Annotated in this window: 26 protein-coding genes; 20 read left to right on the top strand and 6 right to left on the bottom strand. The window is 73.4% G+C overall.

Translation table 11 applies throughout. The features are described from left to right. Window positions 1-53: 53 nt before the first annotated feature. A complete protein-coding gene (locus tag ACOJVX_RS18150) occupies window positions 54-962 on the bottom strand; it encodes a hypothetical protein (RefSeq protein ID WP_081893423.1) in 909 nt (302 codons plus the stop codon). 119 nt (window positions 963-1,081) lie between these two features. Here ACOJVX_RS18150 and ACOJVX_RS18145 point away from each other — a divergent pair, with 119 nt between their 5' ends. After that, complete coding sequence (locus ACOJVX_RS18145) at window positions 1,082-2,113, top strand: LLM class flavin-dependent oxidoreductase (RefSeq protein ID WP_035292810.1); 1,032 nt, start codon at window positions 1,082-1,084, stop codon at window positions 2,111-2,113. 33 nt (window positions 2,114-2,146) lie between these two features. Here ACOJVX_RS18145 and ACOJVX_RS18140 read toward each other — a convergent pair whose 3' ends face one another. Beyond that, on the bottom strand, window positions 2,147-2,557 hold the full coding sequence (locus ACOJVX_RS18140) for a secondary thiamine-phosphate synthase enzyme YjbQ (RefSeq protein WP_026419960.1): 411 nt from the start codon (window positions 2,555-2,557) through the stop codon (window positions 2,147-2,149). Window positions 2,558-3,203: 646 nt separating this feature from the next. Between ACOJVX_RS18140 and ACOJVX_RS18135 the strand changes: the two genes are divergently transcribed. Together ACOJVX_RS18135 and ACOJVX_RS18130 are read left to right on the top strand one after the other, a co-directional pair. Beyond that, window positions 3,204-4,292, top strand: coding sequence for an aminotransferase class V (locus ACOJVX_RS18135; protein ID WP_026419961.1), 1,089 nt, complete (start codon window positions 3,204-3,206; stop codon window positions 4,290-4,292). Between the two features lie 96 nt (window positions 4,293-4,388). Beyond that, a complete protein-coding gene (locus tag ACOJVX_RS18130; protein ID WP_422646944.1) occupies window positions 4,389-5,864 on the top strand; it encodes a hypothetical protein in 1,476 nt (491 codons plus the stop codon). Between the two features lie 152 nt (window positions 5,865-6,016). On the opposite strand, the gene ACOJVX_RS18125 is transcribed toward ACOJVX_RS18130, so the two are convergent. After that, window positions 6,017-6,508, bottom strand: coding sequence for a ferritin-like domain-containing protein (locus tag ACOJVX_RS18125; protein ID WP_051314217.1), 492 nt, complete (start codon window positions 6,506-6,508; stop codon window positions 6,017-6,019). 10 nt (window positions 6,509-6,518) lie between these two features. Next, window positions 6,519-7,028, bottom strand: a complete 510-nt coding sequence (locus ACOJVX_RS18120) for a hypothetical protein (protein WP_051314218.1) — start codon at window positions 7,026-7,028, stop codon at window positions 6,519-6,521. A 204-nt stretch (window positions 7,029-7,232) separates the two neighbouring features. On the opposite strand from ACOJVX_RS18120, the gene rimP reads away from it, so the two are divergent. The 7 genes from rimP (at window position 7,233) to ACOJVX_RS18085 (ending at window position 14,204) form a co-directional block, all read left to right on the top strand. After that, window positions 7,233-7,793: a ribosome maturation factor RimP gene (gene rimP, locus ACOJVX_RS18115; protein WP_026419965.1), complete on the top strand. Its 561-nt coding sequence runs from the start codon at window positions 7,233-7,235 to the stop codon at window positions 7,791-7,793. Continuing rightward, complete coding sequence (gene nusA / locus ACOJVX_RS18110) at window positions 7,790-8,839, top strand: transcription termination factor NusA (RefSeq protein WP_026419966.1); 1,050 nt, start codon at window positions 7,790-7,792, stop codon at window positions 8,837-8,839. Before rimP ends, nusA begins: the two co-directional genes overlap by 4 nt. Before the next feature lie 75 nt (window positions 8,840-8,914). After that, entirely contained in the window at window positions 8,915-9,262 is a 348-nt protein-coding gene (locus tag ACOJVX_RS18105; protein ID WP_081715615.1) for a YlxR family protein, read from the top strand. A 67-nt stretch (window positions 9,263-9,329) separates the two neighbouring features. Then, the gene (infB, locus tag ACOJVX_RS18100) at window positions 9,330-12,368 is read left to right on the top strand and encodes a translation initiation factor IF-2 (RefSeq protein WP_422646943.1); all 3,039 of its coding nucleotides are present in this window, start codon (window positions 9,330-9,332) and stop codon (window positions 12,366-12,368) included. A 102-nt stretch (window positions 12,369-12,470) separates the two neighbouring features. Then, window positions 12,471-12,770, top strand: a complete 300-nt coding sequence (locus ACOJVX_RS18095) for a DUF503 domain-containing protein (protein ID WP_026419968.1) — start codon at window positions 12,471-12,473, stop codon at window positions 12,768-12,770. Between the two features lie 122 nt (window positions 12,771-12,892). Then, window positions 12,893-13,405: a 30S ribosome-binding factor RbfA gene (gene rbfA, locus ACOJVX_RS18090; protein WP_026419969.1), complete on the top strand. Its 513-nt coding sequence runs from the start codon at window positions 12,893-12,895 to the stop codon at window positions 13,403-13,405. A gap of 295 nt (window positions 13,406-13,700) precedes the next feature. Continuing rightward, window positions 13,701-14,204, top strand: coding sequence for a GNAT family N-acetyltransferase (locus tag ACOJVX_RS18085; RefSeq protein WP_026419970.1), 504 nt, complete (start codon window positions 13,701-13,703; stop codon window positions 14,202-14,204). 59 nt (window positions 14,205-14,263) lie between these two features. Here ACOJVX_RS18085 and ACOJVX_RS18080 read toward each other — a convergent pair whose 3' ends face one another. After that, on the bottom strand, window positions 14,264-14,860 hold the full coding sequence (locus ACOJVX_RS18080) for a CGNR zinc finger domain-containing protein (RefSeq protein ID WP_418154231.1): 597 nt from the start codon (window positions 14,858-14,860) through the stop codon (window positions 14,264-14,266). 68 nt (window positions 14,861-14,928) lie between these two features. Here ACOJVX_RS18080 and ACOJVX_RS18075 point away from each other — a divergent pair, with 68 nt between their 5' ends. From ACOJVX_RS18075 to ACOJVX_RS18030, 10 genes are all read left to right on the top strand, one after another. Continuing rightward, window positions 14,929-16,239, top strand: coding sequence for an MATE family efflux transporter (locus tag ACOJVX_RS18075; RefSeq protein WP_026419972.1), 1,311 nt, complete (start codon window positions 14,929-14,931; stop codon window positions 16,237-16,239). Window positions 16,240-16,315: 76 nt separating this feature from the next. Continuing rightward, window positions 16,316-17,242 carry a tRNA pseudouridine(55) synthase TruB gene (gene truB, locus ACOJVX_RS18070; protein WP_026419973.1) on the top strand — a complete coding sequence of 309 codons (927 nt, stop codon included), beginning with the start codon at window positions 16,316-16,318 and terminating at the stop codon, window positions 17,240-17,242. 68 nt (window positions 17,243-17,310) lie between these two features. Then, window positions 17,311-18,264 carry a bifunctional riboflavin kinase/FAD synthetase gene (locus tag ACOJVX_RS18065; protein ID WP_081715617.1) on the top strand — a complete coding sequence of 318 codons (954 nt, stop codon included), beginning with the start codon at window positions 17,311-17,313 and terminating at the stop codon, window positions 18,262-18,264. Between the two features lie 167 nt (window positions 18,265-18,431). Beyond that, window positions 18,432-18,908, top strand: coding sequence for a helix-turn-helix domain-containing protein (locus tag ACOJVX_RS18060; protein WP_026419975.1), 477 nt, complete (start codon window positions 18,432-18,434; stop codon window positions 18,906-18,908). A gap of 9 nt (window positions 18,909-18,917) precedes the next feature. Then, the gene (thpR, locus tag ACOJVX_RS18055; RefSeq protein WP_035292737.1) at window positions 18,918-19,457 is read left to right on the top strand and encodes an RNA 2',3'-cyclic phosphodiesterase; all 540 of its coding nucleotides are present in this window, start codon (window positions 18,918-18,920) and stop codon (window positions 19,455-19,457) included. Between the two features lie 316 nt (window positions 19,458-19,773). Next, window positions 19,774-20,043 (top strand): 30S ribosomal protein S15, encoded by a 270-nt coding sequence (gene rpsO, locus ACOJVX_RS18050; RefSeq protein ID WP_016699485.1) that lies wholly within the window; start codon window positions 19,774-19,776, stop codon window positions 20,041-20,043. A 245-nt stretch (window positions 20,044-20,288) separates the two neighbouring features. Next, on the top strand, window positions 20,289-22,514 hold the full coding sequence (locus tag ACOJVX_RS18045; protein WP_030225424.1) for a polyribonucleotide nucleotidyltransferase: 2,226 nt from the start codon (window positions 20,289-20,291) through the stop codon (window positions 22,512-22,514). A gap of 82 nt (window positions 22,515-22,596) precedes the next feature. Further along, window positions 22,597-23,937 (top strand): M16 family metallopeptidase, encoded by a 1,341-nt coding sequence (locus ACOJVX_RS18040; RefSeq protein ID WP_026419977.1) that lies wholly within the window; start codon window positions 22,597-22,599, stop codon window positions 23,935-23,937. Beyond that, window positions 23,934-24,707, top strand: a complete 774-nt coding sequence (dapB, locus tag ACOJVX_RS18035) for a 4-hydroxy-tetrahydrodipicolinate reductase (protein WP_026419978.1) — start codon at window positions 23,934-23,936, stop codon at window positions 24,705-24,707. The genes ACOJVX_RS18040 and dapB overlap by 4 nt, the downstream gene beginning before the upstream one ends. After that, complete coding sequence (locus ACOJVX_RS18030) at window positions 24,704-25,153, top strand: hypothetical protein (RefSeq protein WP_026419979.1); 450 nt, start codon at window positions 24,704-24,706, stop codon at window positions 25,151-25,153. Before dapB ends, ACOJVX_RS18030 begins: the two co-directional genes overlap by 4 nt. A gap of 6 nt (window positions 25,154-25,159) precedes the next feature. On the opposite strand, the gene ACOJVX_RS18025 is transcribed toward ACOJVX_RS18030, so the two are convergent. Continuing rightward, window positions 25,160-25,765 (bottom strand): GNAT family N-acetyltransferase, encoded by a 606-nt coding sequence (locus ACOJVX_RS18025; RefSeq protein WP_035292812.1) that lies wholly within the window; start codon window positions 25,763-25,765, stop codon window positions 25,160-25,162. Window positions 25,766-25,795 lie beyond the last annotated feature (30 nt).

The raw sequence follows: 25,795 nt of genomic DNA, 5'->3' as shown, positions 1-25,795 counted from the left end.
CGCGGTCACGGGAGCCCCGGCTCCCGTGACCGCCACCCCGCCGGGACCGGCCCTCAGTTCAGCGGGCGCAGGCTCTCGACGATCTGCCGGAGGTCCGAGTCGGCGACGCCGTGCGCCGCGCTCTGGTCGCCCGTCGCCACGATCGCCAGCGAACCGCCGGCCGTCGACGGGATGGTCACCACGTGCACGACGCCCGTCGCCGGCAGGCAGTCGTGCGTCTGGCCCAGCAGGACCTCCGCCCGCACGTGGCTGCCCTGGGTGTTACCGCCCACCGTCACCGGCGTCGGTTCGCTGTACTCGAACTCCGAGATCGTCTCGCCCGTCTCCTGGTCGAAGTACCCGTACGCCGAACGAGCGATGTCCTCGGCGAGCTGGCGGGCGGCGGCACCCTGGTCGGGCTCGGCCACCTCCCAGATCCCCGAGGTACCCCGCGCCGAGTAGTCGAGCGCGGAGCAGAAGTCCCACTGGTAGGAGGCCGGCGCCGAGTACCAGATCTCGTCGCCGTTCTCCAGGGTGAACCCCAGCTGCTCGCGTTCCTCCCAACCCGGTGGGACGTCGTACACGGCGTTGCGCTCGGCGGACGCGACGGGAAGCCAGTCCGGGATCAGCGGAGCGGGCCCGTCCTGGCCCTCCTGCGCGGCGGCGGTCTCGGCGGTCGCCGACGTCTCCGAGGTGGGAGCCGGCGCCGGGGTGTCGTCGCCCCCGGCGGTCTCCTCCTCGCCGCCACCCACGAGCAGGACCACGGTCGCGGTGACGCAGACCACGATGACGGCGGCGAGGGCTCCGATCAACACCTTCCGCCGGCGATCGGGACCGGAGGGCTCCCCCTGCTGGCCGTACACCCCGAGGCCCGAGTACGACGGCGCTGCCGCCGAGTCGTGTCGTCCGGTCGTGGAAGCCGGGTCCCTGCCCCAGGAGTTGCCGTCACCGGGACCGCCCGGCCCACCCGTTGGCCAAGTCATGCGTGTCACCGTAGCCGGGGCCGCCGCCACCCCGGCGCGGGACGGCGAAGGCGGGCTGTGACCAGGACCACCACCCGGTGGTGGGAAGTCAGGCCCACCGGAACGCGTTGAACCCGACCGTGAGCGACCCCGTGAACATCCCGCTGTCCGTACTCGACCTGGCACCGGTCCCCACCGGCTCGACCTCCGCCCGGGCCCTCCGCGACTCGGTCGAACTCGCCCGGCACGTCGAAGGGCTCGGGTACCACCGCTACTGGGTCGCCGAGCACCACAACATGCCCGGCATCGCCAGCTCGGCGCCGGCGGTGCTGATCGGGCAGGTCGCCGCCGCCACCTCCACCATCCGCGTCGGATCGGGTGGGGTGATGCTGCCCAACCACCCGCCGCTGGTGGTGGCGGAGCAGTTCGGGATGCTCGAGGCACTCCACCCCGGGCGCATCGACCTGGGTATCGGCCGGGCACCCGGCACCGACGGGCACACCGCCGCCGCCCTGCGCCGCACCGCGAACCCGCTGTCGGTGGAGGACTTCCCCCGTCAACTGCGGGAGCTGATCGACTACTTCGGGCAGCACCCGGACGGGCCGGTCGGTCCCGGGCGGATCCACGCCGTCCCGGCCGCCGGGAACCGGCCACCGCTGTGGTTGCTGGGATCGAGCGACTACAGCGCCAGGGCCGCCGGGCTGCTCGGTCTGCCCTTCTCCTTCGCCTACCACTTCAGCGCCGCCGGCCTGCTCCCGGCGCTGGAGGTCTACCGCGACTCGTTCCGCCCCTCGGAGGTCCTGTCCGAGCCCTACGCGATGGTGGCCGCCGGCGTCGTGTGCGCCGAGACCGACGAGCACGCCCAGTGGTTGGCCGGCTCGCAGGGCCTGGCCATCCTGCGGTTGCGCACGGGCCGCCCCGGGACGCTGCCCAGCCCCGACGAGGCCGCCGCCCACCCCTTCACCCCCCTCGACCGGGAGGTGGTCGACGCCTTCCAGGCCTCCCACGTCGTCGGTTCCCCCGACACGGTGCGCGCCGGGCTCGACCGGCTCATCGCGCGCAGCGGGGCGGACGAGGTCATGGTGACCTCGCAGATCTTCGACCCGGGGGAGCGCCGCCGCTCCTACGAACTGCTCGCCGGGGCCGCCGGGCTGCGCCCCCACCAGGCCTGAGCCCGGGTCGGATCCGGCCGGGCCGGGCGCCGATCAGCCGGCCAGGAAGCTCAGACGCACCCGGCGCACCGGGTTGTCCACGTTGGTGTCCACCAGGCACACCGACTGCCAGGTCCCCAGGGCCATCCGCCCCGACAGCACCGGGACGGTCACGGAGGGCGGTACCAGCGCCGGCAGCACGTGGTCCCGGCCATGACCGGGCGTTCCGTGCTGGTGGCGCCACCGGTCGTCCCGGGGGAGCAGGTCGTTCAGCGCCGTGAGCAGGTCCTCGTCGCTACCGGCCCCGGTCTCCAGGACCGCGAGACCGGCGGTGGCGTGCGGCACCCACACGTTCAGCAGGCCGTCGGCTCGCGGCACCCGGCTCAGGAACTGCTCGCACTCGGCCGTCAGGTCGTAGACCACCTCGACCGAACCGGTGCGGATCTCGAACTCCTCACTCAACACGGTGTCCACCTTAGGAGCGCGGTGGTGCCCACCGCAGCGGAGCACGGGCCCGAGGTGGGTGGTGCGCCTGGTCGACGAGTCCCGGCCGAGGAGTGCCGCGCGGAGGGCACGACGGCGGGGAACCCGGGGCGCACCGGACCAGCGCACCGCCTCCGCCCCGGCCGCCGCCGGGACTCCCAGCCGGCCGGAGGACCGTTCCAGCGATGCGCGTGGCTCCCGAGGTCCGGGCACAGGAGGTGCGCCGCCTCCCGTCGTGGGTCGTCACCCGCTCCCCGCCGTCGCACGGCCAGCGCCGCCGCCCGCCGCCGGTTTCGAGCGCGGCGCCGTCTCACGCTCGCGGGCTCGCCGCACCCGCCGTCACCCCCACTCCTCGCCACCGGCACCGCGCCCCGACGCGCGGCGCCGCCGGCGCTCGTGGCATCGCGGGAGCCGAGCAGCCGGAACCCCCACGACGGCGCACGTGCCGGGGCAGGGAACCCGGCTCCACGGCGACTCCTCGCCGCCGCGCTGCCACGTCCCCACGCCGTGCGACGGCACCACCACGGGGCTCCCGAGGGTGCCGCGCGGTCGCGGTCGCCGAACGACCCCCGTGCTGGCGCCCGCGAGGCTGTTCCGCCCGAGCCGGCGTGGTCGTAGTCTCGGACGCGTGCGCAGTGCGTTCGGTCAGGACTTCGCGGTACCGGTCGGCTACCTGAACACCGCCAGCATCGGGATCCCGCCCGCCCTGGCAGCCGAGGCGGTCGAACGGGACATCCGGGACTGGGCAGGCGGCCGGTCGACGGCCCCCGGGTACGACCGGTGGGTCGGTGAGGCGCGCGCCGCCTTCGCGTCCCTGGTCGGGGTCGCCACCTCGGACGTGGCCGAGGGCGCCAGCGCGTCGCAGCTGGTCGGCCTGGTCGCCGCCAGCCTCCCGCCGGGGACCAGGGTGCTGACCGCGGCGGGCGACTTCACCAGCGTCACCTTCCCGTTCGCCGCCCAACGCGACAGGGGCGTCACCACCGAGGAGGTGGAGCTCGACGACCTCGTCGCCGCCGCCGAGGACCACGACCTCGTCGCGGTGAGCGCGGTGCAGTCGGCCGACGGGCGGATCGCCGACCTCGCGGGGCTCCGCGCGGTCGCCGAACGGGGCACGCCGGTGCTGCTGGACGTGACCCAGGCCGCCGGTTGGCTCCCGCTGCGGCTGGACTGGGCCGACTGGGTCGTGTGCGCCGGGTACAAGTGGTTGCTCAGCCCCCGGGGTTCGGCCTGGATGGCCCTGTCGGAGCGGGCGCGCTCCCGCACCGTCCCCCACGCCGCCAACTGGTACGCCGGGGAGGACCCGTGGCGGACCGTGTACGGCCTTCCCCTGCGCCTCGCCGCGGACGCGAGGGCCTACGACATCTCCCCCGTCTGGCTGGCCCAGGTGGGCGCCGCGCACTCCCTGCCCTGGTTGGCGGGTCTGGACCTCGCCGAGGTCTCCCGGCACGTCCTGGGACTCGCCGCTCGCTTCCGGGCCGAACTGGGGCTGGGCGAGGGTGCCTCCCCGATCGTGTCGGTGCCCGCGCCCGGGCCGATACCCGAGGTGATGGACCTGCTGGCCGGGGCTGGCGTGCGCTGCGCCCAGCGAGCGGGTGCGCTCCGCTTCTCGTTCCACCTGTACAACACGGACGAGGACGTTCGCCGCGCGGTCCACGCCCTGCGCGCGTCGGGTTCTCGGAGCGCGGCGGAGGCGGGACCCGTTTCGGCGGCTCCGTGAGTGCGGTTACGGTGTGATCTCATGTCCGACGTGGAGAGCGCACCCGACCCAGCGAGTCAGCGCGACACGAACGGGCGAGACGATGACACCGCTCCGTTGCCCGCTGTGAAGGAGGAGGTTCCTCCACCGACCTCGGCGACGGCGGGCAAGGCGTCCCCGTGGCGCGCGCCGGACGAGATGTCCGACGGCGACCCGGTGACTCCGGCCGCCGAGCGGACCGGTGGTTCCTCCGATCGCCCCACCGCGAGTGAGACCCCGGCGAGCCCGGACGGAGGCCCGGCCGAACGGTCCTCGCCCGCCCTGCGGTCCTCGGCCGCCCTGACCGCGAGCGCGCCCCCGCCCACCCCCGCCGAGCACGGTGGGACGACCCGGTCGACGCCCTCGTTGTCCCGCATGGGCGCGCCGGTCGAACCGACGCCGGACGAGAGGCCCACCACGACGATCCCGGTGGTGCCAGCGGGCCCCACACCGCCACCGGAGGCGGCCGCCACCGCCCGGGTCGGCCACTCTCCCGGGGCACCACCGCAGGGCGGTCCCGCGCATCCGGGCAGCTTCCCGTCAGGTGGCGCGGCCCACGCCCCGTCGCACTCCCCGCCTCCGGGCGTCCCCCTACCCCCGAACGCCGCACCCACGATCCAGACAGGCCCCGGTGCGCCACCCACGCCGCCACCGGGCGCGTCCGCCCCCCGAGGGGGCACCGCGGTGGACATCCCGGTGGCCGCGATCGCGCACTCCGGGCCGCCCGGAGGCCCGCCGCCCGGGGGCCCGCCGCCCGGGGGCCCGGGCGGCCCCTACGGCCCGGTCGGACCTGGCGGTCCAGGCGGTCCAGGCGGGCCCGTCGCACCAGGCGGTCCGGCGAGCGGCCCCGGCGGACCGGGCGGTCCACCTCCGAGGACCCGGGCGGCGACGGGCGGCGGCGACAACCAGAAGTACAAGCGACTCGCCCTCCAGGCGCTCGGCCTGGTCGGGGTGGCGGTGATCTCCGGGAGCCTCTACCTCGCACTGCGACCGGACGGCGGCACCGAGGACGTGCGGACGGGGGGCACCGGGGACACCACGGCGCTCGACTCCTCGGCCCCCAGCGAGTCGAGCGGACCGGAGGAGACCAGCCGCTTCGAGAAGAAGGCCGAGAGGTTCGACGAGGGCAGCCACGTCGACTGCGTCGAGTCCTCCTACGGGGGGCCGGCCCAGCAGTTCTTCGAGGAGCAGCAGTGCGAGAGCCTGCACCGCTGGCTCTACGCGACCGAGACCGACCAGGGCGAGCAGGTGGTGGTCTCCGTCGTCAGCACCACCATGCCCGACGAACAGGCCGCGCGGGACCTCCAGGCACTGCTGGACACCGACAACACCGGCAACGTGAAGGACCTGCTCCGCGAGGACGTCCGGTTCGACGGGGGCCCCACCGAACTCCACCGCCGGGGTTCGGAGTACGGGTACGCCTCGCAGTTGGAGAGCCGCACGCTGACCGTGGTGGAGACGGCCTTCTTCGACCCGGGGCGGACGGGTGACAAGGACCTCCTCCGCCAGATCGCCCAGGAAGGGCTGGAGCTCGCCTGGGACGACGGGAGCTGACGCCCGCCCGCCGTCCCCCGGAGGTGATGCGGGACGGCATCCGGCTGGTCGTCCGCGACCCCGCCGACCAGCCGGGCGTGGCAGCGGCGCCAACCCGTCGGGTGGTACCGGTGGGCCCCGCCCCGCGCCGCACGCGCCGGTGGTGGCGGACCTCAGCCGCGCCCGGGGAAGGCGACGGTGACGGGGTCCAGCCCGAGCGCCTGGCGCCACCCGACCGCCCGCCGAGCCGCGTCGACCAGCGCGGCGAAGGCCGCCGCCCGGAGTTCGCCGTCGGCCGTCCGCTCCAGCACGTACCGCCACGCCGCGGCGACGTCGGTTTCGGCGGTGAGGACCAGCACCAGCGCGGGACGGGCGTCCACCACGGGTTCGGGTGTCTGGTACGAGGGCTCCGCCGGCACCGGGTTGGTCCCTCCCGCGGTGAGCAGCGCCTCGACCTCGTCGCGGCGGCGGCGGTGCTCCGTCCGGCCCTCCGCGAGCGCCCCGTCGTGCTGTTCGTCGAGGTAGGCGTCGGCCAGGCCGTAGGCCCAGAACGCGGCGTGCTCGGCGGCGAGGGCGCGCTGGACCGCGTCGGTGGCCTCGGCCGCCGGGCTGAGCGGGGTCCCGGACGGGCTGGTGGGTTGGTTCGCGTCTGCTGACGTGCTCATGGACGGGACCTCACAGGACGTCGTGGAGGGTGGTGCAGCTGGCTGCGACCGCGGCGACCAGCCCGACCCGGAAACCCGGCACGGTGGCGACGAGGGCGCTGGCCTGCTCGCGGGACGCGTCCAGGGCGGCCAACAGCTCCTGGCGGGCCGCCTCGGGATCTCCCGGTGGTTCGGGAGGTGGGGGCGGGGCGGCCGACGAGGTGGCCGGCTGCTCCTCACCGCCCGTCGCTGGCGGGTTGGCCCGGTCGATCTCCTCGGCGAGGGCCTCGGCGTGCTCGGCGCGGTCCGAGGCCACCAGGGCGACCGCGGTGAGACCCGGGTGGGCGGCGGCGACGGCCTCGGCCAACGCCGCGTCCGCCCTGGCCGAGGCGAGCAGCGGTTCGAGCACGTCGGGTTCCGGCTCGGCGGGGGGCTCGGAGGTGCAGGCGGCGAGCACCGGCGCCGCCAGGGCTCCCAGCACGCCGGCGATCAGCAGTCTCCGTCGGCCGAAGGAGAAGCGGCCCTGCGGTGGCGAGGTCACGGGGGATCATCCTGCCAGCGGCGGTGAACCGGTCGGCCGGGCAGGGGCGCGGGCGTGCCGCCACCCACCCGGCGTGGGGCAACACGTCGAGCGGGCACGCGCTACGCTGGGCGACCACGACCGGCGAGGTGCAGCGCCGGTCGGTCCTGGGCATGCCTCCGTCGAGACGGTGTGCCACGACCCGGCCTGCACCGGGAGTGGGGAGTGTCGGACGTGCCGAGCGGGCAGGACGCCGCGGAACTCGAGACGATCGTCGCCGGAGTGGTCGACGACCTGGGCTACGACCTGGAGTCGCTCGACGTCCAGCGCGCCGGCGGGCGCCGCGTGGTCAGGGTCGTCGTCGACCGTGACAGCGGGGTCGGCCTCGACGAGATCGCCGAGGCGAGCCGTGCGGTGTCCTCGGCCCTGGACGAGCGCGAATCCGTGCTCGCCGGCCCCTACACCCTGGAGGTCACCTCGCCCGGGGTCGACCGGCCCCTCACGCGGCCGAGACACTGGCGCCGAGCTCGCCACCGCCTGGTGCGGACGCGGCTGGCGGAGGGCGGTGAGCTGACCGGCCGGGTCGGCGAGGCCGACGACGAGGGCGTCACGCTGCTCGTCGACGGCAGCCTGCGGAGGCTCGCGTTCCACGAGGTGGAGCGGGCCGTCGTCGAGGTGGAGTTCCGGCAGCCGCCGGTAGACGAACTGAAGCTGCTGGACCTGGGGGGTGCCGCCGACGACGGGGCCGCACCCGAGCAGGGCCCGAGCGAGGAGAGGCCGAAGTGAACGTGGACATCGCCGCACTGCGGGCGATCGAGCGTGACAAGGAGATTCCTTTCGAGACCGTCCTCGAAGCGATCGAGACCGCGCTGTTGACGGCCTACAAGCACACCGAGGGCCACCAGTCCCACGCCAGGGTCGACATCGACCGCAAGACGGGCGTCGTGCGGGTCCTGGCCCACGAGGTCGGCGAGGACGGGGAGCCCGGCCCGGAGTGGGACGACACCCCCGAGGGCTTCGGTCGGATCGCGGCCACCACGGCCAGGCAGGTCATCCTGCAGCGGCTGCGGGACGCCGAGCACGACCGGACCTACGGGGAGTTCGCGACCAAGGAAGGCGAGATCCTCGCCGGTGTGGTGCAGCGGGACTCCCGGGCCAACTCACGCGGCATGGTCGTGGTCGAGCTGGGGGACACCGAGGGCGTGATCCCCCCGGCAGAGCAGGTGCCCGGGGAGTCCTACGAGCACGGCAGCAGGCTGAAGTGCTACGTGGTCGGTGTCGCCAGGGGAGCCAGGGGAACCCAGATCACCCTCTCCCGGACGCACCCGAACCTGGTGCGGCGGCTGTTCGCCCTGGAGGTCCCCGAGATCGCCGACGGCGTGGTGGAGATCCCGGCGGTGGCCAGGGAGTCGGGGCATCGCAGCAAGATCGCGGTGCACTCCACCGTGCAGGGCGTCAATGCCAAGGGCGCCTGCATCGGCCCGATGGGCGCCAGGGTGCGCAACGTGATGAGCGAGCTCGGCGGCGAGAAGATCGACATCGTCGACTACTCGGAGGACCCGGCGACCTTCGTCGGCAACGCGCTCTCGCCGGCCAAGGTAGTATCGGTGGAGGTCGTCGACGAACGCGCCAAGACGGCCAGGGTGGTGGTTCCCGACTACCAGCTGTCGCTCGCGATCGGCAAGGAAGGCCAGAACGCCAGGTTGGCGGCCAGGTTGACCGGGTGGCGGATCGACATCCGGAGCGACGCCGAACCGAGCACGCCGGTCGCCGGCGGCGGGGAGTCGTCGGGCGAAGCCACGGGCGCACCAGCAGCCGGTTCGGCTGAGTGAACGGCAAGGGTTAGACTTTCATTGGATCACCACCGACCGGGGGCACCCGCGCGGTCACATCCGGGCACGCTTCCCGTGCGTACCTGTGTGGGCTGCCGAGGCCGTGTGGTGTCTTCCGAGCTACTGCGAGTGGTGGCCGTGGCCGTCGGCGAGAGCCGAGCCGCGGTCCCGGATCCCCAGCGAAGGCGGCCGGGTCGAGGAGCGTGGGTGCACCCCGACCCGGAATGCCTGCGCCGGGCCGAAAGGCGGCGCGCGTTCCCACGCGCGCTCCGGGTTCCGGGACCGCTGGACATGTCGGCGGTCGAGCGCCACCTCGGGCAGAATGCTCGGAGTATTCAGACCGACGTGGGACTTCCCCCGCGTCCGGCAGCAGAAGGAAGCAGGTCGACCCGTCATGAAGCAGCCGTGAAGCTGAAGCCATGAACGCGCTTCGACGGTAGGACGAGGTCGAGCGGGATTTGCCGCCCGGCCTCACCAGATGAGGAGAGCAGTGGCAGGCAAGGCCCGCGTGCACGAGCTCGCGAAAGAGCTCGGTGTCACGAGCAAGGAAGTACTGAAGAAACTCGCCGACCTCGGCGAATACGTGAAGTCCGCGTCCTCCACGGTGGAGGCACCCGTCGCGCGGCGACTGCGCGACGCCTTCCCCCGGTCAGGGGACTCGTCCAACGGCAAGGGCCGTCGTCCGGGGCCGCGCCCCGGCCCGCCGGCCGACAGGACCCCCGAGGCCGGTGCCCAGCCGGCGCGTGAGGTCCCCCGCCCTGGCCCGCGTCCCGGCCCCGCGCCGCGTCCGGGCCCGCCGGCGAGCACTCCGACGCCCCGTCCCCCGGCCACCGGTGGACGTCCCGGCCAGGACCGCCCGTCCGGCGCGCCGACACCCGGACCGAGGCGCCCCGCGCCCCGGCCGGCTCAGGAACAGGCTCCCCGGCCCGCCGAGGAGCCCCAGCAGCCCAGGACCGAGCAGCCCAGGACCGAACAGCCGCAGCAGCAGCCGGCCCGGCCGGCGGCCTCCGGCCCCCGTCCTGGCCCGTCGAAGCCGGGGCCGCGTCCCGGTCCGTCGCCCTCGGTGGTGCCGCCCAAGCCCCAGTCGCCGAAGCCGGGGCCCCGCGCGCCGCGCCCGGGTAACAACCCGTTCGGCGTGGGTGGTCCGGCTCCCCGTCCGGGCGGCCAGCCCCGCCCCGGCGGTGGTGGCGCTCCCGGTGGGGGTGCCCCGCGTCCCGGCGGCAACCGGCCTGACCGCGGCGGTGCCCGTGGTGGCGCTCCCGGTGGCGGTGCCCCGCGTCCGGGTGCTCCCCAGGGCTCCGGTGGCGGTGGCGGCGGCGGTTCGCGCCCGAACCCGGGCATGATGCCTCCGCGTCCGAACCCGGGCATGATGCCCCCTCGGCCGGCCCGGCCCGCCGGTGGCGGCCCCGGCGGTGGCCGTGGCGGTCGTCCCGGTGGCGGCGGTGGCGGCGGCGGTCGTCCCGGCGGCGGTGGCGGCGGCTTCCGCGGCGGTGGCGGCGGTGGTGGCGGCGGCTTCCGCGGTGGCGGTGGCGGCGGCGGTGGCACCGGCGCGCCCCCCGCGGGTGGTTTCCGCGGTCGTCCCGGTGGCGGTGGCCGTGGCCGCGGTGGAGCGGCGGGTGCCTTCGGCCGTCCCGGTGGTCCGGCGCGCCGTGGCCGCAAGTCGAAGCGGCAGAAGCGCCAGGAGTTCGACAACATGCAGGCGCCGTCGGTCGGCGGCGTGCGGTTGCCGCGCGGCAACGGCGAGGTCGTCCGCCTGCCGAGGGGTGCCTCGCTGACGGACTTCGCGGAGAAGATCGACGCGAACCCGGCCTCGTTGGTGCAGGCCATGTTCCACCTCGGTGAGATGGTCACGGCCACCCAGTCGGTCTCCGACGAGGTGCTGGAACTCCTGGGTCAGGAGATGAACTACCAGATCCAGGTGGTCAGCCCCGAGGAGGAGGACCGGGAGCTGCTCGACTCCTTCGACATCACCTTCGGTGAGGACGCCGGAGGCGACGAGGACCTGCTCCCGAGGCCGCCGGTCGTGACCGTCATGGGTCACGTCGACCACGGTAAGACGCGACTGCTGGACACCATCCGGAAGACCAACGTCCACGAGGGCGAGGCCGGGGGTATCACCCAGCACATCGGCGCCTACCAGGTCGCGACGAACCTGGAGGGCGAGGAGCGGCTCATCACCTTCATCGACACCCCGGGTCACGAGGCGTTCACCGCCATGCGTGCCCGTGGTGCGACGTCGACGGACATCGCGGTCATCGTGGTCGCGGCCGACGACGGCGTGATGCCGCAGACCGCGGAGGCGATCGACCACGCCAGGGCGGCCGACGTGCCGATCGTGGTGGCGGTCAACAAGATCGACAAGCCGGGTGCGAACCCCTCGAAGGTCCGCCAGCAGATGTCGGACTACGGCGTGGTGCCGGAGGAGTACGGCGGCGACACGATGTTCGTCGACATCTCCGCTCGGCAGGGCGTCAACATCGAGGGCCTGCTGGAGGCCATCCTGCTGACGGCCGACGCCTCGCTGGACCTGCGGGCCAACCCGACCATGGAGGCCCAGGGCGTCGCGATCGAGGCACACCTCGACCGTGGCCGTGGTCCGGTGGCGACCGTGCTGGTGCAGCGCGGCACGCTGCGGGTCGGCGACTCGGTGGTCGCTGGCGACGCCTACGGGCGTGTCCGTCGGATGATCAACGAGTTCGACGAGGACGTCACCGAGGCGCTGCCGGCGCGGCCGGTCCAGGTCATCGGGTTCACCTCGGTGCCGGGAGCGGGCGACACCTTCCTGGTGGTCGAGGAGGACCGGGTGGCACGGCAGATCGCCGACCGCCGCCGGGCCCGGCTGCGCAACGCGCAGTTCGCCGCGGCGCGCAAGCGCGTCAGCCTCGAGGACCTGGACAAGGCCCTCAAGGAGACCGGCCAGCTGAACCTGATCATCAAGGGTGACAACTCCGGAACCGTCGAGGCGCTGGAGAGCTCGCTGCTGAAGATCGACGTCGGTGACGAGGTCGAGCTCCGGGTGATCGGGCGCGGTGTCGGTGGCATCACCGAGGGCGACATCAACTTCGCCGCGGCCTCGGACGCCGTCGTGATCGGCTTCAACGTCCGGGCGACCGGCAAGGCCGACGAGCTGGCCAACCGCGAGGGCATCGATGTCCGGTACTACACGGTCATCTACCAGGCTCTCGAGGAGATCGAGCAGGCGCTGAAGGGGATGCTCAAGCCGGAGTACGAGGAGGTCGAGCTGGGCCGCGTCGAGGTCCGCGAGGTCTTCAAGTCCTCCAAGGTGGGCACGATCGCCGGCTGCATGGTCCGCAACGGCACCGTGCGGCGGAACGCCAAGGCCCGGTTGCTCCGGGACAGCGTGGTGGTCGCGGAGAACCTCTCCGTCAACACGCTGCGCCGGTTCAAGGACGACGTCACCGAGGTCCGCGAGGGCTTCGAGTGCGGTCTGACGCTCGGCTCCTACTCGGATCTCAGGGTCGACGACGTGATCGAGACCTACGAGATGCGGGAGAAGCCGCGCGGCTGAGCCACCAGGCGCTGGGCCGTCCCGGGTGGGGCGGCCCAGCGCGCTGTTCACGGCCGGTCCATGCCGGCCTACCCCGCCGACCAACACACACGGTGATGCCTGGTGTACGTGGGTGCCCTTGAACTGGACGTGCTGCTGGGCGACGTCCGCTCGCTGAAACAGAAGAGGTCGGTGGTCCGACCGGTCATCGCCGAGCTGCGGAAGCGCTACGACGCCTCCGTGGGGGAGTGCGGCCACCTCGACCTGCACCGCAGGTCGCTGGTGGGGGTGGCGGTGGCCGCCGCCGACGCGGAGCACGTCCGGGACGTCCTCGACGCCTGCGAGCGGATGGTCGCCAACCGGCCCGAGCTGGAGCTGCTGTCCGCGCGGCGCCGGCTGTTCGGCCCCGAGGACGAGAACTGACGGACAGGGCTCGGCGGGAACCCGCCGCCCCGACTTTCGACAACGCAGGTCCGCCTCGGTGCACGCCACCGGGGCCGCCCACCGGCCGGAGCCGGTGGGCCCGACGACGAGGAGACAAGGCCGTGGCAGATCCGGCCCGCGCTCGCAGGCTCGCCAAGCGGATCGCGCAGATCATCGCCTCCGCGCTCGAACACGAGGTGAAGGACCCGCGGGTGGCGAGGGTGACGATCACCGAAGCCAAGGTCACCGCCGACCTGCGCGAGGCGACGGTGTACTACACCGTCTTCGGCGAGTCCCTGTCCAGCCCTCCCGACGAGGCGGGTGCCGCCGCGGCGCTGGAGAGCGCCAAGGGCGTCCTCCGGTCCAAGGTGGGGCAGGGCACCGGCATCAAGTTCACCCCCACCCTCACGTTCGTGCCCGACAACGTGCCCGACTCCGCCAGGAGGATGGACGAGTTGCTGGCACGGGCGCGGGAGGCGGACGAGCAGGTCGCCAGGCTGGCGGCCGATGCCAGCCACGCCGGTGACCCGGACCCCTACCGGGCCGCCGACGAGGACGACGTGGACGAGGACCTCGGTGGGGAGGACACCTCCCGGGACACCGGGACCCCGCCCCGGGACACCCGAGGCGACTGACGCCCCGAGGGCGTTCGGTGGGGCAGCGCGGCCAGGCTCGCGGCCGTCCCCGCCGGCGGCGGACCGACGATGCGTGTCGGAGCGGGTGGGGCGCTCGGCCCCTCCCGCGAGTCGGGTGCGCCCGCCGCCGCTCCCGGTCCGCTCGACGGGGTAGCCGCCTCGCTCCCGACTCCTCGGCGTTCCGTTCACGGATCCGAGGGGAGAGGATTTCGTGAACGGACCGCGGTCCTCCTGGGACGGCGGCCCTCGCCTGGACCACCGCTGTGACCGGGCCGACCCGAGGGATGGAGCCACCGTGTGGAGCACCAGGCCGGAGACACCGGAGGACGGGTCGGCCATCCGCGCCGTCGCCCTCGCGGCCTTCCCCACCCCCTTCGAGGCGGACCTGGTGGACGCCCTGCGAGCCGACCAGCAGGCGTGGATCGGTGATCTGTCGGTCGTGACAGAGGACCCGGCTGGTGAGGTCGTCGGCCACGCCCTGTTCACCCGGTGCCGGGTGGGGGACGGGCCGGCACTCGCGCTCGGACCCTGCGCCGTGCTGCCGGACCACCAGGGACGGGGCGCGGGATCAGCCGCGATCCGGGCCGGGCTCGACCTCGCTCGCAGCCGAGGCGAGAACCTCGTCGTGGTGCTGGGGCACCCCGCCTACTACCCCCGGTTCGGGTTCACGCCCGCATCGGGTCTCGGTGTTCGCGCTCCCTTCGACGCGCCCGACGACGCCTTCCTGGCGCAGGCGCTCGACCCCGCCCGACCCACCCCGACCGGTCTCATCCGGTACCCGGCGGCCTTCGGGGTCTAGGGGTACCGGCGCTGCTCGGGGAAGGCGCGCCGGCCCGTGTTCGTGCCTGGCGGCGCCGCTCAGGCCGGCTCCACCGGGGTGCCGGGTTCGGCCTGGCGGCGGGCCCGGAAGGCCGCGACGTGGGTCCGGTTCGCGCAGCGGGGCGAGCAGAAGCGTTTGCGCCGGTTGGTGGAGGTGTCGAGGAAGAAGGCGCCGCAGGTCTCGTCCGCGCACCGGCCCCACCGCTCCAGGCCGTGCCGCACGACCCCCTGGGCGAGACCCCACGCCGCCGCGGCCGCCACCTCCGTGGCCGGCTGCGCGTCCACGTCGGCGACGTGCACGTGCCAGTCCAACCGGGCGGACACCGTTGCGCCCGTCCCCTCGGCCGAGGTCAACTCGGCGTTGCCCTCGTGCCCGGCGGACAGGCGGGGCCGTGGCGGGTGCGCGCCCAACAGGCCGTTGGTCTCCCGCATCACCGCCGCCGCGTCGCCCGCGACGACCGCGTCGAGTGCCCTCCGCAGCCGCAGTCGCGTTCCCCGCAGCTCACGCAGATCGTCCGCCGTCACCCGGTCCGCCCACCACGGCTCGTCGTGCAGCGCGGCGCGCAGGTCGTCGAGCGTGGTCAGGTCGGCGTTGGCGAGCCGGAGCGTGATGTCCAGGTAATCAGTGTTGTCCATGAGGGGTCCTTACCCGTACAGTGCCGCTGTCAGGGGCACGTCCCAAGTTCACACCTTACGAGGTCCGCGTGTCACAGGTCGGAGACCGGGTCAGCCCCGGCAAGCTCGCGAAGCTGGCGGTGCCGGCGCTGGGGGTTCTCGCCGCCGAGCCGTTGTACCTGCTGGTGGACACCGCCGTCGTGGGTCACCTGGGCGGCGTCCCCCTCGCGGGGTTGGCCATCGGCGCCATCGTGCTGGCCCAGGTCTCCACGCAGCTCACCTTCCTCTCCTACGGCACCACCGCCAGGGCCTCCCGGCTCTACGGCGCGGGTCGGCGTGCCGAGGCCGTCGCCGAGGGGGTGCAGGCCACCTGGCTCGCGCTCGCCGTCGGCGCGGTCCTGGTGGTGGTCGGCCAGCTGCTGGCCGTTCCGATCGCCAACGCCCTCGCCGGCCCGGGGGAGGTCGCCGACGCCGCCGTCGGCTGGTTGCGGATCGCGTTGTTCGGAGCGCCGCTCATCCTGGTGACGATGGCCGGCAACGGCTGGATGCGGGGCGTGCAGGACACCTTCCGCCCGCTGCGGTACGTGCTCGTGGGCAACGGGATCTCCGCCGTCCTGTGCCCCCTGCTCGTGCACGGCGCGGGCTGGGGGCTCAACGGCTCCGCCGTGGCGAACGTCGTCGCCCAGACGATCTCCGCCGGGTTCTTCTTCCACGCCCTGGCCAGGGAACGGGTGCCGTTGCGCCCGGAACCCGCGGTGATGCGCGCCCAGCTCAGGATGGGCCGCGACCTCATCCTGCGCAGCCTCGCCTTCCAGGCCTGCTTCCTCTCGGCGGCCGCCGTCGCCGCGCGGCACTCCGTGGCGGCCGCCGGCGCCCACCAGATCGTGCTCCAGCTGTGGACCTTCCTCTCGCTGGTCCTCGACTCGCTGGCCATCGCGGCGCAGGCACTGGTCGGGGCGGCCCTCGGCAGGTCCGACGCCCGGCAGGCCCGGGGAGTGGCCCGCCAGGTCGCGCTCTACGGGTTCGTCTTCGGCGCGGTGTTGGCCCTCGGTTTCGCGGCGGTGTCCCAGGTCCTGCCCCGTGTGTTCACCCCCGACGCCGCCGTGCTGGCGGAGGTGCCCGGCGCGTGGTGGTTCTTCGTGGCGCTGCAACCGGTCGCCGGCGTGGTCTTCGCGTTGGACGGGGTCCTGCTCGGCGCGGGGGACGCGGCCTTCCTGCGGACGGCGACGCTGATCAGCGCCCTCGTCGGGTTCCTGCCCCTGATCTGGACATCCATGGCGATGGGCTGGGGCCTGCGGGGGATCTGGACCGGACTGGCGGCGTTCATGCTGCTGCGGCTGGCGGCGGTGCTCGGGCGGGTCAGGTCGGGGCGGTGGGCGATCACCGGCGCGACCCGCTGACACCCGTGCCGGACGCGGCCCGGGTGCCGACCCCGGGCCGTGGACCCGACGGCGGGTTAGGGCAGTATGTGCGCCCGTGCCAGGCGCGAACCGTTCCTCCCGTTCCCGTGACCGTCGTCCGACCGCCCCTTCCGGGCTGCTCGTCGTGGACAAGCCCTCCGGCATGACCTCGCACGACGTGGTGGACCGGGCCCGCCGCCTCCTCGGCACCCGCAAGGTCGGCCACGCGGGAACCCTGGACCCGATGGCCACCGGTGTGCTGATCCTCGGCGTGGAACGCGGGACCAAGCTCCTCGGGCACCTCGCGCTCGACACCAAGGCGTACCTGGCGACGATCCGGCTGGGAGCCTCGACGACCACCGACGACGCCGAGGGCGAGACCCTCGGCGAAGCGCCCGCGGCCGACGTCGACGAGCAGGCCATCCGCGCGGGCATCGCCGCGTTGACCGGTGACATCGAGCAGGTGCCCAGCGCCGTCAGCGCGGTGAAGATCGCCGGCCGCCGCGCCTACGAACTGGTCCGCGCGGGGGAGAAGGTGGAACTGCCGCCGCGGCCGGTCACCGTCCACCGCTTCGACCTGCTCGCGGTGCGCCGGCTCGCCGCGACCACCGAGCTCGACGTCCTGGTCGAGTGCTCCTCCGGCACCTACGTCCGCGCGCTCGCCCGGGACCTGGGGGCGGCCCTCGGCGTCGGCGGCCACCTCGGCGAGCTGCGCCGCACCAGGGTGGGCCCGTTCGGCATCGTCAGCGCTCGCACCCTGGAGCAGGTGGAGGCGGAACCCGGCCTGTCGATGGGCCTGGACGACGCCGTGGCCACCGCCTTCGCCCGGCGCGAGGTCAACCAGGCCGAGGCGACGGCGCTGGCGCACGGCCAACGTCTCTCCCCGACCGGGCGGCGGGGTGCCTACGGGGTCTTCGCCCCGGACGGGAAGGTGGTCGCGCTGGTCACCGAGGAGGGCGGGGTGACCCGGCCGCTGGTGGTGCTGGCCGGCTCCGGCGGCTGACCAGGCCGGGACCGCCGCCGCCTCCACCCGGGGGCGGCGGGGCGGACCGCCGTCGTAGTCTGCGTGTCATGCAACGCTGGCGTGGCTTGGAATCACTCCCTGGCAACTGGGGTCGCTGCGTGGTGACCATCGGGATCTTCGATGGTGTGCACCGGGGCCACCAGCGACTCATCGGCACCGCTGTGGAACAGGCCAGGAAGCAGGGCATCCCCAGCGTCGTCATGACCTTCGACCCGCACCCCGCCGAGGTCGTCCGCCCTGGCAGTCATCCGGCGCAACTCACCAGCCTGCGACGCCGCGCGGAACTCGTGCAGGAGCTGGGGGTCGACGTCTTCTGCGTGATCCCCTTCACGCAGGAGCTCGCGCGGATGCCCGCTGACGAGTTCGTCCACGGGCTGCTCGTCGACCAGCTGCACGTCGCCACCGTGGTGGTGGGCGAGAACTTCACCTTCGGCCACCGCGCCGCCGGGGACGTCGCCCTGCTCAACCGCCTGGGCCGCCGGTTCGGCTTCACCACCGAGGGCACCGAACTCCTGTCCACGGAGCGGGTGACCTTCTCCTCGACCTACGTCAGGTCCTGCGTCGCGGCGGGCGACGTGGGCGAGGCCGCGGCGGCGCTGGGCCGCCCCCACCGACTGGAGGGAGTGGTGATCCGGGGTGAGGGCCGGGGCCGTGACCTCGGTTTCCCGACCGCGAACCTGTCCACCGCCCCGCACGCGGCGGTCCCAGCCGACGGGGTCTACGCCTGCCTGTTCGGCCACCGCAAGCGCACCGAACCGCATCCGGCCCGGGTCCGCCCCGCCGCGGTCTCGGTCGGTACCAATCCGACGTTCTCCGGTTCGGAGCGCCGGGTCGAGGCCTTCGTGCTGGACGCCGACGAGGACTTCTACGGCGAGCACGTGGAACTCGACTTCGTCGAACGGTTGCGGGACATGGAGCGGTACGACTCGGTGGACGCGCTCGTCGAGCAGATGGAGCGGGACGTGGTCCGGACCCGGGAGCTGGTCGGCGACGGGCGCTGACCGTCCGCGCTCCTCGTGTCGACCGCCCACCTGGGCCGATGGCGCCGGGTGCGGGGGAGGTGACGTGGCCCCAACCTGTCGGTTGCCCACCTCGAGGCGGAACTGACCTGGCAGGATACGTCTGGGTGGCCAGCCTGACGACGATGACACGGCCAGGGAGCGGGAACGTGGAGGAGCAGCAGATTGTCCAGCGCAACCTCGCGCTGCAACGCGAGTGGTACGGGGAACCACTCGGCGACCGCGTGCGACGGCTCGTCGTCGCCTACAGCATCTCCCAGGCCCAGCTGGCCGACGTCCTCGGCATCAGCGCGCCGATGTTGAGCCAGGTGATGAGCGGCCGGCGGGCGAAGATCGGCAACCCCGCCGTGCTGGCCAGGTTGGTCATGTTGGAGCGGAAGGTCCTCACCCCCGACGTCTCCACCGGCGAACGGGAGGCCCTGCAACGGGCGCTCGACGAGGTGCGCGCGTCCCGACCCACCGTGGGGCGGGGCTCGCTGCCCGTCGACGACGGCACCGGCGAGCAGGTCACGTTGACCTTCCTGGCGAAGACGGCCTCGTTCGACGAACTGGTCGGCGCGGCCGAGCTGATCGAGGAGAAGTACCCGAAGCTGGCCCGGCTGCTGCGCTACGCGGCCAGGGAGTGACGGGGTCCCGTGCGGCTGTTCACCGCGTTGTGGCCACCCGACGACGTGGTTCGTGATCTCGCGGCCGCCCTCCGCCCCGGCGAGCAGGCGGTCGTCCCCGCCCCGGCTCGTCCGGTGCCGGAACGGGAGTGGCACGTCACCCTCGGCTTCCACGGTGAGGTGACCGACCCGGCCAGGCTGGCGGCGGGACTGCGGGCCGCGCTCGGCGGTCGTCGCGCCCCCACGGTGCGGATCGCCGGTGCCGGGGTCTTCCCCGGCGTGCTCTGGGCCGGGGTCGAGGGCGCGGGCCCAGAGGACGAGGCGGCGTTGTCGGCCCTCGTGGCCGCCGTCGGGGAGTCCGACCCCGGGGAGTACCGGCCGCACGTCACCCTCGCCCGGTGGCCCCGGCGCGCGACCCCCGACCTGGCAGCGCTGACGGCGCTGACGTCGTACGCCGGCCGGTGGTGGACCCCCGAGGAGGTCCTGGTCGTGCGCAGCGACGCTCGGGAGCGTCCCCGCTACTCCGCCTACCAGCGGATCGCCCTGGGCCCTCCTCCGGGGGCGCCGTGAGCGCCCTCCCGGGGCAGCGGGGACCGACGGGCGTCGTGACCAGCGGAGGGGGATGCGTCCGCGTGCCAGAACGTACGTTCTGACGTGGGGAGTGCTATCGTGACGGCCGGGTCCGGCTGCGTTCCGTGGCGGCCGTGACCGTCTTACCCCGGCGTGGCTTTGCGCGACCAGGCGCATGACCTGCATGAGGAGCCGACGGGAACCAGCGGGAACAGGGCGGATGGCCGTGCCGACGACGTCGGTGTGTCCTCCGTCCGGGCTGGGGTCGTCGTCACCGTGTCCAGGGGCCGCACGGAAATCTGTGAGGAGATGACACGTGGCACTGTCCACCGACGAGAAGAAGCAGGTCCTCGGCGAGTACGGCCTGCACGACAGCGACACCGGGTCCCCCGAGGCCCAGGTCGCGATGCTGACCAAGCGCATCACGGGCCTGACGGAGCACCTGAAGACCCACAAGCACGACCACCACTCCCGTCGTGGTCTGCTGCTGCTGGTCGGCCGCCGCCGCCGGCTGCTCAACTACCTGACGAAGGTGGACATCGAGCGCTACCGGTCCCTGATCAGTAGGCTCGGACTGCGTCGATGACGCCAGGCCGAGGGGGAGCAGCCGAGTCGGCTGCTCCCCCTCGGCACATAGAACGACACCGGCCGGGTCCCCCCGGGCGGAGACAACCACAGAGCGAACGCGCCGAACCGACCACGGGGAGACCTGTCCGCCGGTCCTCGGTAGTGGCTTTCGGGCAGCTCGGCCCGGGAGCTTCGATCGAAGACCGGCCTCGAGTGGACCGCGACCCCTGGTGGCGTCGGACGCGTCGCAGATGAGGAGAACCTGTGACGGACAACGACTTCACCGAAGTCACCGCGACGATCGACAACGGGAAGTTCGGCACCAGGACGGTGCGCTTCGAGACGGGCCGGCTCGCCAAGCAGGCCGCCGGCAGCGTCGCCGCCTTCCTGGACGACGAGACGATGCTGCTGTCGGCGACCACCGCCTCGAAGCAGCCGAAGGAGCACTTCGACTTCTTCCCGCTCACCGTCGACGTCGAGGAGCGGATGTACGCGGCCGGGCGGATCCCCGGTTCGTTCTTCCGCCGGGAGGGCCGTCCCTCCACCGACGCGATCCTGACCTGCCGGCTCATCGACCGGCCGCTGCGGCCCTCCTTCGTCGACGGGCTGCGCAACGAGGTCCAGGTCGTCGTCACCGTGATGAGCCTGAACCCGGGCGACCTGTACGACGTGCTGGCCATCAACGCCGCCTCGGCGTCGACCCAGCTCTCCGGTCTGCCCTTCTCCGGCCCGATTGGCGGCGTGCGCGTCGCCCTCATCCAGGGCCAGTGGGTGGCGTTCCCGACCCACGAGCAGCTCCAAGAGGCCGTCTTCGACATGGTCGTCGCCGGCCGGATCGTCGGTGACGACGTCGCGATCATGATGGTCGAGGCCGAGGCCACCGAGCGCACGATCGAGCTGGTCGGCGAGGGCGCCCCCTCCCCGACCGAGGAGGTCGTCGCCCAGGGCCTGGAGGCCGCCAAGCCCTTCATCCGGGTGCTGTGCGAGGCCCAGCAGTCGCTGGCCGACTCCTCGGGCAAGGAGCGCCTGGAGTTCCCGGTGTTCCCGGCCTACGAGCAGGACGCCTACGAGGCCGTCGAGCGGGTCGCCTCGGCCGACCTTGCGCAGGCGCTGACCATCTCGGGCAAGCTGGAGCGCGAGGACCGCATCAGCGAGGTCAAGCAGGCCGCGGTCGAGAAGGTCGGCGTCGGTGAGGGCGAGGCCTTCGCCGGTCGGGAGAAGGAGATCTCGGCCGCGTTCCGCTCCCTGACCAAGCAGCTGGTCCGGCAGCGGGTGCTGCGGGACCGGGTCCGCATCGACGGCCGTGGCCTGGCCGACATCCGGAGCCTCGGCGCCGAGGTGTCGGTGATCCCCCGGGCGCACGGCTCCGCGCTGTTCGAGCGGGGTGAGACGCAGATCCTGGGCGTCACCACGCTGAACATGCTCCGCCTCGAGCAGACGCTGGACACGCTGGCGCCCGAGACCACCAAGCGGTACATGCACCACTACAACTTCCCGCCCTACTCCACCGGTGAGACCGGTCGGGTCGGTTCGCCGAAGCGGCGGGAGATCGGCCACGGCGCGCTCGCCGAGCGCGCCCTGGTGCCGGTGCTGCCCACCCGCGAGGAGTTCCCGTACGCGGTCCGGCAGGTGTCGGAGGCGCTCGGCTCCAACGGGTCCACCTCGATGGGTTCGGTCTGCGCGTCGACGCTGTCCCTGCTCAACGCCGGTGTTCCGCTGAAGGCCCCGGTTGCCGGCATCGCGATGGGTCTGGTGTCCGACGAGGTCGACGGGGAGACCCGTTACGTCGCGATGACCGACATCCTCGGTGCCGAGGACGCCTACGGCGACATGGACTTCAAGGTCGCCGGCACGAAGGACTTCGTGACCGCCCTCCAGCTGGACACCAAGCTCGACGGCATCCCCTCGGAGGTGCTGGCCCAGGCGCTCCGGCAGGCCTACGACGCCAGGGTGACCATCCTCGAGGTGATCACCGAGGCGATCGACCGGCCCGACGAGATGAGCCCCTACGCCCCGCGCGTCACCAGCATCAAGATCCCGGTGGACAAGATCGGTGAGGTCATCGGCCCGAAGGGCAAGATGATCAACTCGATCACCGAGGAGACCGGCGCCGACATCTCCATCGAGGACGACGGCACGATCTACGTCGGCGCGGGCGACGGCCCGTCCGCGGACGCGGCGATCGACAAGATCAACGCGATCGCCAACCCGCAGCTGCCGAAGGTCGGTGAGCGTTTCCTCGGGACCGTCGTCAAGACGGCCGCCTTCGGGGCCTTCGTCTCGCTGGTGCCCGGCAAGGACGGCCTGATCCACATCTCCAAGCTCGGCAACGGCAAGCGGATCGGCAAGGTCGAGGACGTGGCCAAGGTCGGCGACAAGCTCCGCGTGGAGATCGCCGACATCGACAGCCGCGGCAAGATCAGCCTGGTCCTCGTGTCCGACGAGGAGCAGGCGAGCAGCGAGCCCGCCGAGGCGCCCGCCGACAAGTGACGACGTGGCACACCCTGACCGCGGGCGCCTCCGGAGGCGCCCGCGGTCACCTGTCTGGCGTGGAGTCCCGGTGGTGAGTTGGATGGAAGCCAATGCCTCGTCGCTCGACGGCGGAACGGTGCTGGAAAGCGGACCCGACGGGCACCTCGTCCGCCGCAGCGTCCTGCCCGGTGGCCTGCGGGTGCTCACCGAGCGGGTGCCGGGAGTGCGCTCGGCCTCGGTGGGGATCTGGGTCGGAACGGGTTCTCGTGACGAGGAACCCGAGGTGGCCGGCGCCGCCCACTACCTGGAGCACCTGCTGTTCAAGGGCACGGCGCGCCGGACCGCGGCGGAGATCGCCGAGGAGGCCGACGCCGTCGGTGGTGAGCTGAACGCCTTCACCGCCAAGGAGCACACCTGCTACTACGCGCACATGCTCGACAGCGATCTGCCGCTGGCGGTGGACCTGATCTGCGATGTCGTGTTCGACGCGTTGATCAGCCCCCGGGACGTCGAGGTGGAACGCGGCGTGGTCCTCGAGGAGATCGCGATCCGCGACGACGATCCCGAGGACCTCCTGCACGAGGCGTTCTGCACCACGGTCCTGGGGGACCACGCCCTGGGCCGCCCGGTGCTGGGCACCGAGGAGTCCATCACCGGGATGACCGCCTCGGCCCTCCAGGGCTTCTACCGCCGCCGGTACACCCTCCCGCACATGGTGGTGGCGGTGGCCGGCAACGTGGACCACGACGAGGTCGTGACCCTGGTCGGCAAGGCACTCGCCGGGCGGCTCGCCGGGGCGGAGGTGCCGGTCGGGCCGCGGCGGGGAGTCGCGGAGATCCCCGGCCGGCGACGCCTGGTCCTCGAACACGCCGACAGCGAGCAGGCCCACCTGATGCTGGGCATGCCCTCGATCCACCGGCACGACGACCGCAGGTTCACACAGCGGGTGCTCAGCGCGGCCCTGGGCGGCGGCATGAGCTCCCGGCTCTTCCAGGAGGTGCGGGAACGGCGTGGCCTGGCCTACTCGGTCTACTCGTCGGTGGCCTCCTACGCCGACACCGGCAGCTTCAGCGTCTACGCCGGTTGCCAGCCGGCGCGGCTCGGTGAGGTGGTCCGGGTCGTGCGTTCGGTGCTCGCCGACGTCGCCGAGGGCGGCCTCACCGACGCCGAGGTGGCCAGAGGACGAGGGCAGCTCCGGGGTGGGTTGGTGCTCGGCCTGGAGGACAGCGGGTCGCGGATGTCCCGCCTGGGCAAGGGCGAACTGAACTACGGAACCCACCTGCCGGTCTCCGAGGAGCTGGCCATGATCGACGCGGTCCGCGTCGAGGACGTGTCCGCGCTGGCCGCGGAGTTGTTGCGCCGCCCGCTCAGCGTCGCCGTGGTCGGCCCGTACTCTCACCCCGACGAACTCCCAGCCGAAGTGCACGAGGTGATCAGGTGAGCACTGTTGACCAGCCGTCCGGACCGGTTCGGGTTGGGGTGATCGGCGCTCGGGGCCGGATGGGTTCCCAGGTGTGCCAGGCAGTGGAGGGCGCCCCGGACCTGGAACTGGTCGCGGCGCTCGACTCCGGCGACCCCCTGGAGCGGCTCACCGGGGCGGGCGCCCAGGTGGTGGTGGAGTTCACCCGGCCCGACGTCACCATGACCAACATCCGGTTCTGCGTCGACCACGGAATCCACACCGTCGTCGGCACCAGCGGGTTCGACGACGAGCGGTTGGCGAGCCTGTCGGAGCTGGTGGCCGAGCACCCGGGGGTGGGCGTGCTCGTCGCGCCGAACTTCGCGATCGGCGCCGTCCTCGCCATGCGGTTCGCCGAGCTCGCCGCCCGGCACTACGAGTCGGCCGAGATCATCGAACTGCACCACCCGCGCAAGGTCGACGCGCCGTCCGGCACCGCCGACCGCACCGCCCGGCTGATCGCCGGAGCCCGGCGGGACGCCGGCCTCGGAGCGGCCCCCGACGCGACCACCCAGCAGGTGCCCGGGGCCCGGGGCGCCGACATCGCCGGGGTTCCCGTGCACTCGGTCCGCCTCTCCGGGCTGGTCGCGCACCAGGAGGTGCTCTTCGGGTCGGAAGGGGAGACCCTCACCATCCGGCACGATTCGGTGGACCGGTCGTCGTTCATGCCCGGTGTGCTGCTCGCCGTCCGCGAGGTCGGGGCCCGGCCCGGGGTGACGGTGGGCATCGACCCGCTGTTGGGGCTCCGGTGAGGGCTCGGGCCGCCGCCGTCGTCCTCACGGCGGCCCTCGTCGTCTACCTGGTCCTGTTGGCCGGTCGGGCGTGGTTGCTGGTCACCTCCGGCGACCCGGTCGCCGTGCTCCTCGGTGCGGCGGTGCTCGCGTTGCCGCTGCTCGGGGTGTGGATGGTCGTCGCCACCTGGCGGTTCGGGGCCCGCACGGCCCGGCTGGGGGAGCGCATCGTGGCCGAGGGAGGGCTTCCCGACGAGTCCCACCTGCCGACCATGCCCTCCGGCCGGATCGAGCGGGACGCCGCCGACGAGTTCTTCGCGGCCCGGCGGGCCGAGCTCGACGAGGCGCCGGGGGACTGGCGCAGCTGGTTCAAACTCGCCAGGGCCTACGACCTGGCCGGCGACCGCCGCCGGGCCCGGGAGGCCATGCGGCGCGCGGTCGACCTGGAACGTGGGACGACGGGCTGAGGGCGCTCACCTCGGGTCGGCGTCCGACGGGACGCCACCGGCCCCGCCGCCCCGCTCGACGAGCGGGATGTCCAACGGGCCGGTGAGCCGCACCTCCCGGAAGGGGCGACCACCCGCGTCGAGGGTGCGGGCCGTGCCGTCCGGTTCCCAACCGGCCTTCCGGTAGAAGGACTCCGACGCGGTGTCGGACTGGGGGAGCCAGGTCACCCCCCGCTCCGCCCCCTCGCCGCGGAGGGCCTCGCCCGCGGCGGCCAGCAGCCGTCCCGCGTGCCCTCGCCGCCCCCAACGGGGTTCCACGAGGAGCACGCTGACCAGCCCCACCCGGTCGGAGTCCTCGGGCAGGGCGCCGTCGGCGGAGGCGACGGCCTCGGCCGGCGCGGGCCCGGCGGCGCAGAACCCGACCGTCCACTCGCCCTCGGTGGCGACGAACACCCGGGCCGTCGGCTGGGCCAGCGCCTCCCGCCACGCCTCCTCGGCGTCCGGGGTGTCCAGGGTGGCCAGCACCTCGGGCGGCAGCAGGTCCGCGTAGGCGGCCTGCCAGGTGACCCGCTGAATCCTCGTGATCTCACGGGCGTCCGCGGTCACGGCTGGTCGAACATCGGCTACGGCCATGCGCACCAACGTATCCCGCACCGCCCGGAC

The organism is Actinoalloteichus caeruleus (assembly GCF_049311605.1).
In the GTDB taxonomy this organism is placed as follows: Bacteria; Actinomycetota; Actinomycetes; order Mycobacteriales; family Pseudonocardiaceae; genus Actinoalloteichus_B; species Actinoalloteichus_B caeruleus.
This window is presented reverse-complemented; position numbering and strand designations above follow the sequence as displayed.

Bases quoted from the DNA above. Each gene is read 5' to 3' on its own strand.
- ACOJVX_RS18025 (WP_035292812.1), bottom strand. From the start codon at position 25,765: ATGGCCGTAGCCGATGTTCGACCAGCCGTGACCGCGGACGCCCGTGAG.
- ACOJVX_RS18080 (WP_418154231.1), bottom strand. From the start codon at position 14,860: ATGGACAACACTGATTACCTGGACATCACGCTCCGGCTCGCCAACGCC.
- ACOJVX_RS18150 (WP_081893423.1), bottom strand. From the start codon at position 962: ATGACTTGGCCAACGGGTGGGCCGGGCGGTCCCGGTGACGGCAACTCC.
- ACOJVX_RS18065 (WP_081715617.1), top strand. From the start codon at position 17,311: ATGCAACGCTGGCGTGGCTTGGAATCACTCCCTGGCAACTGGGGTCGC.
- ACOJVX_RS18040 (WP_026419977.1), top strand. From the start codon at position 22,597: ATGGAAGCCAATGCCTCGTCGCTCGACGGCGGAACGGTGCTGGAAAGC.
- ACOJVX_RS18125 (WP_051314217.1), bottom strand. From the start codon at position 6,508: ATGAGCACGTCAGCAGACGCGAACCAACCCACCAGCCCGTCCGGGACC.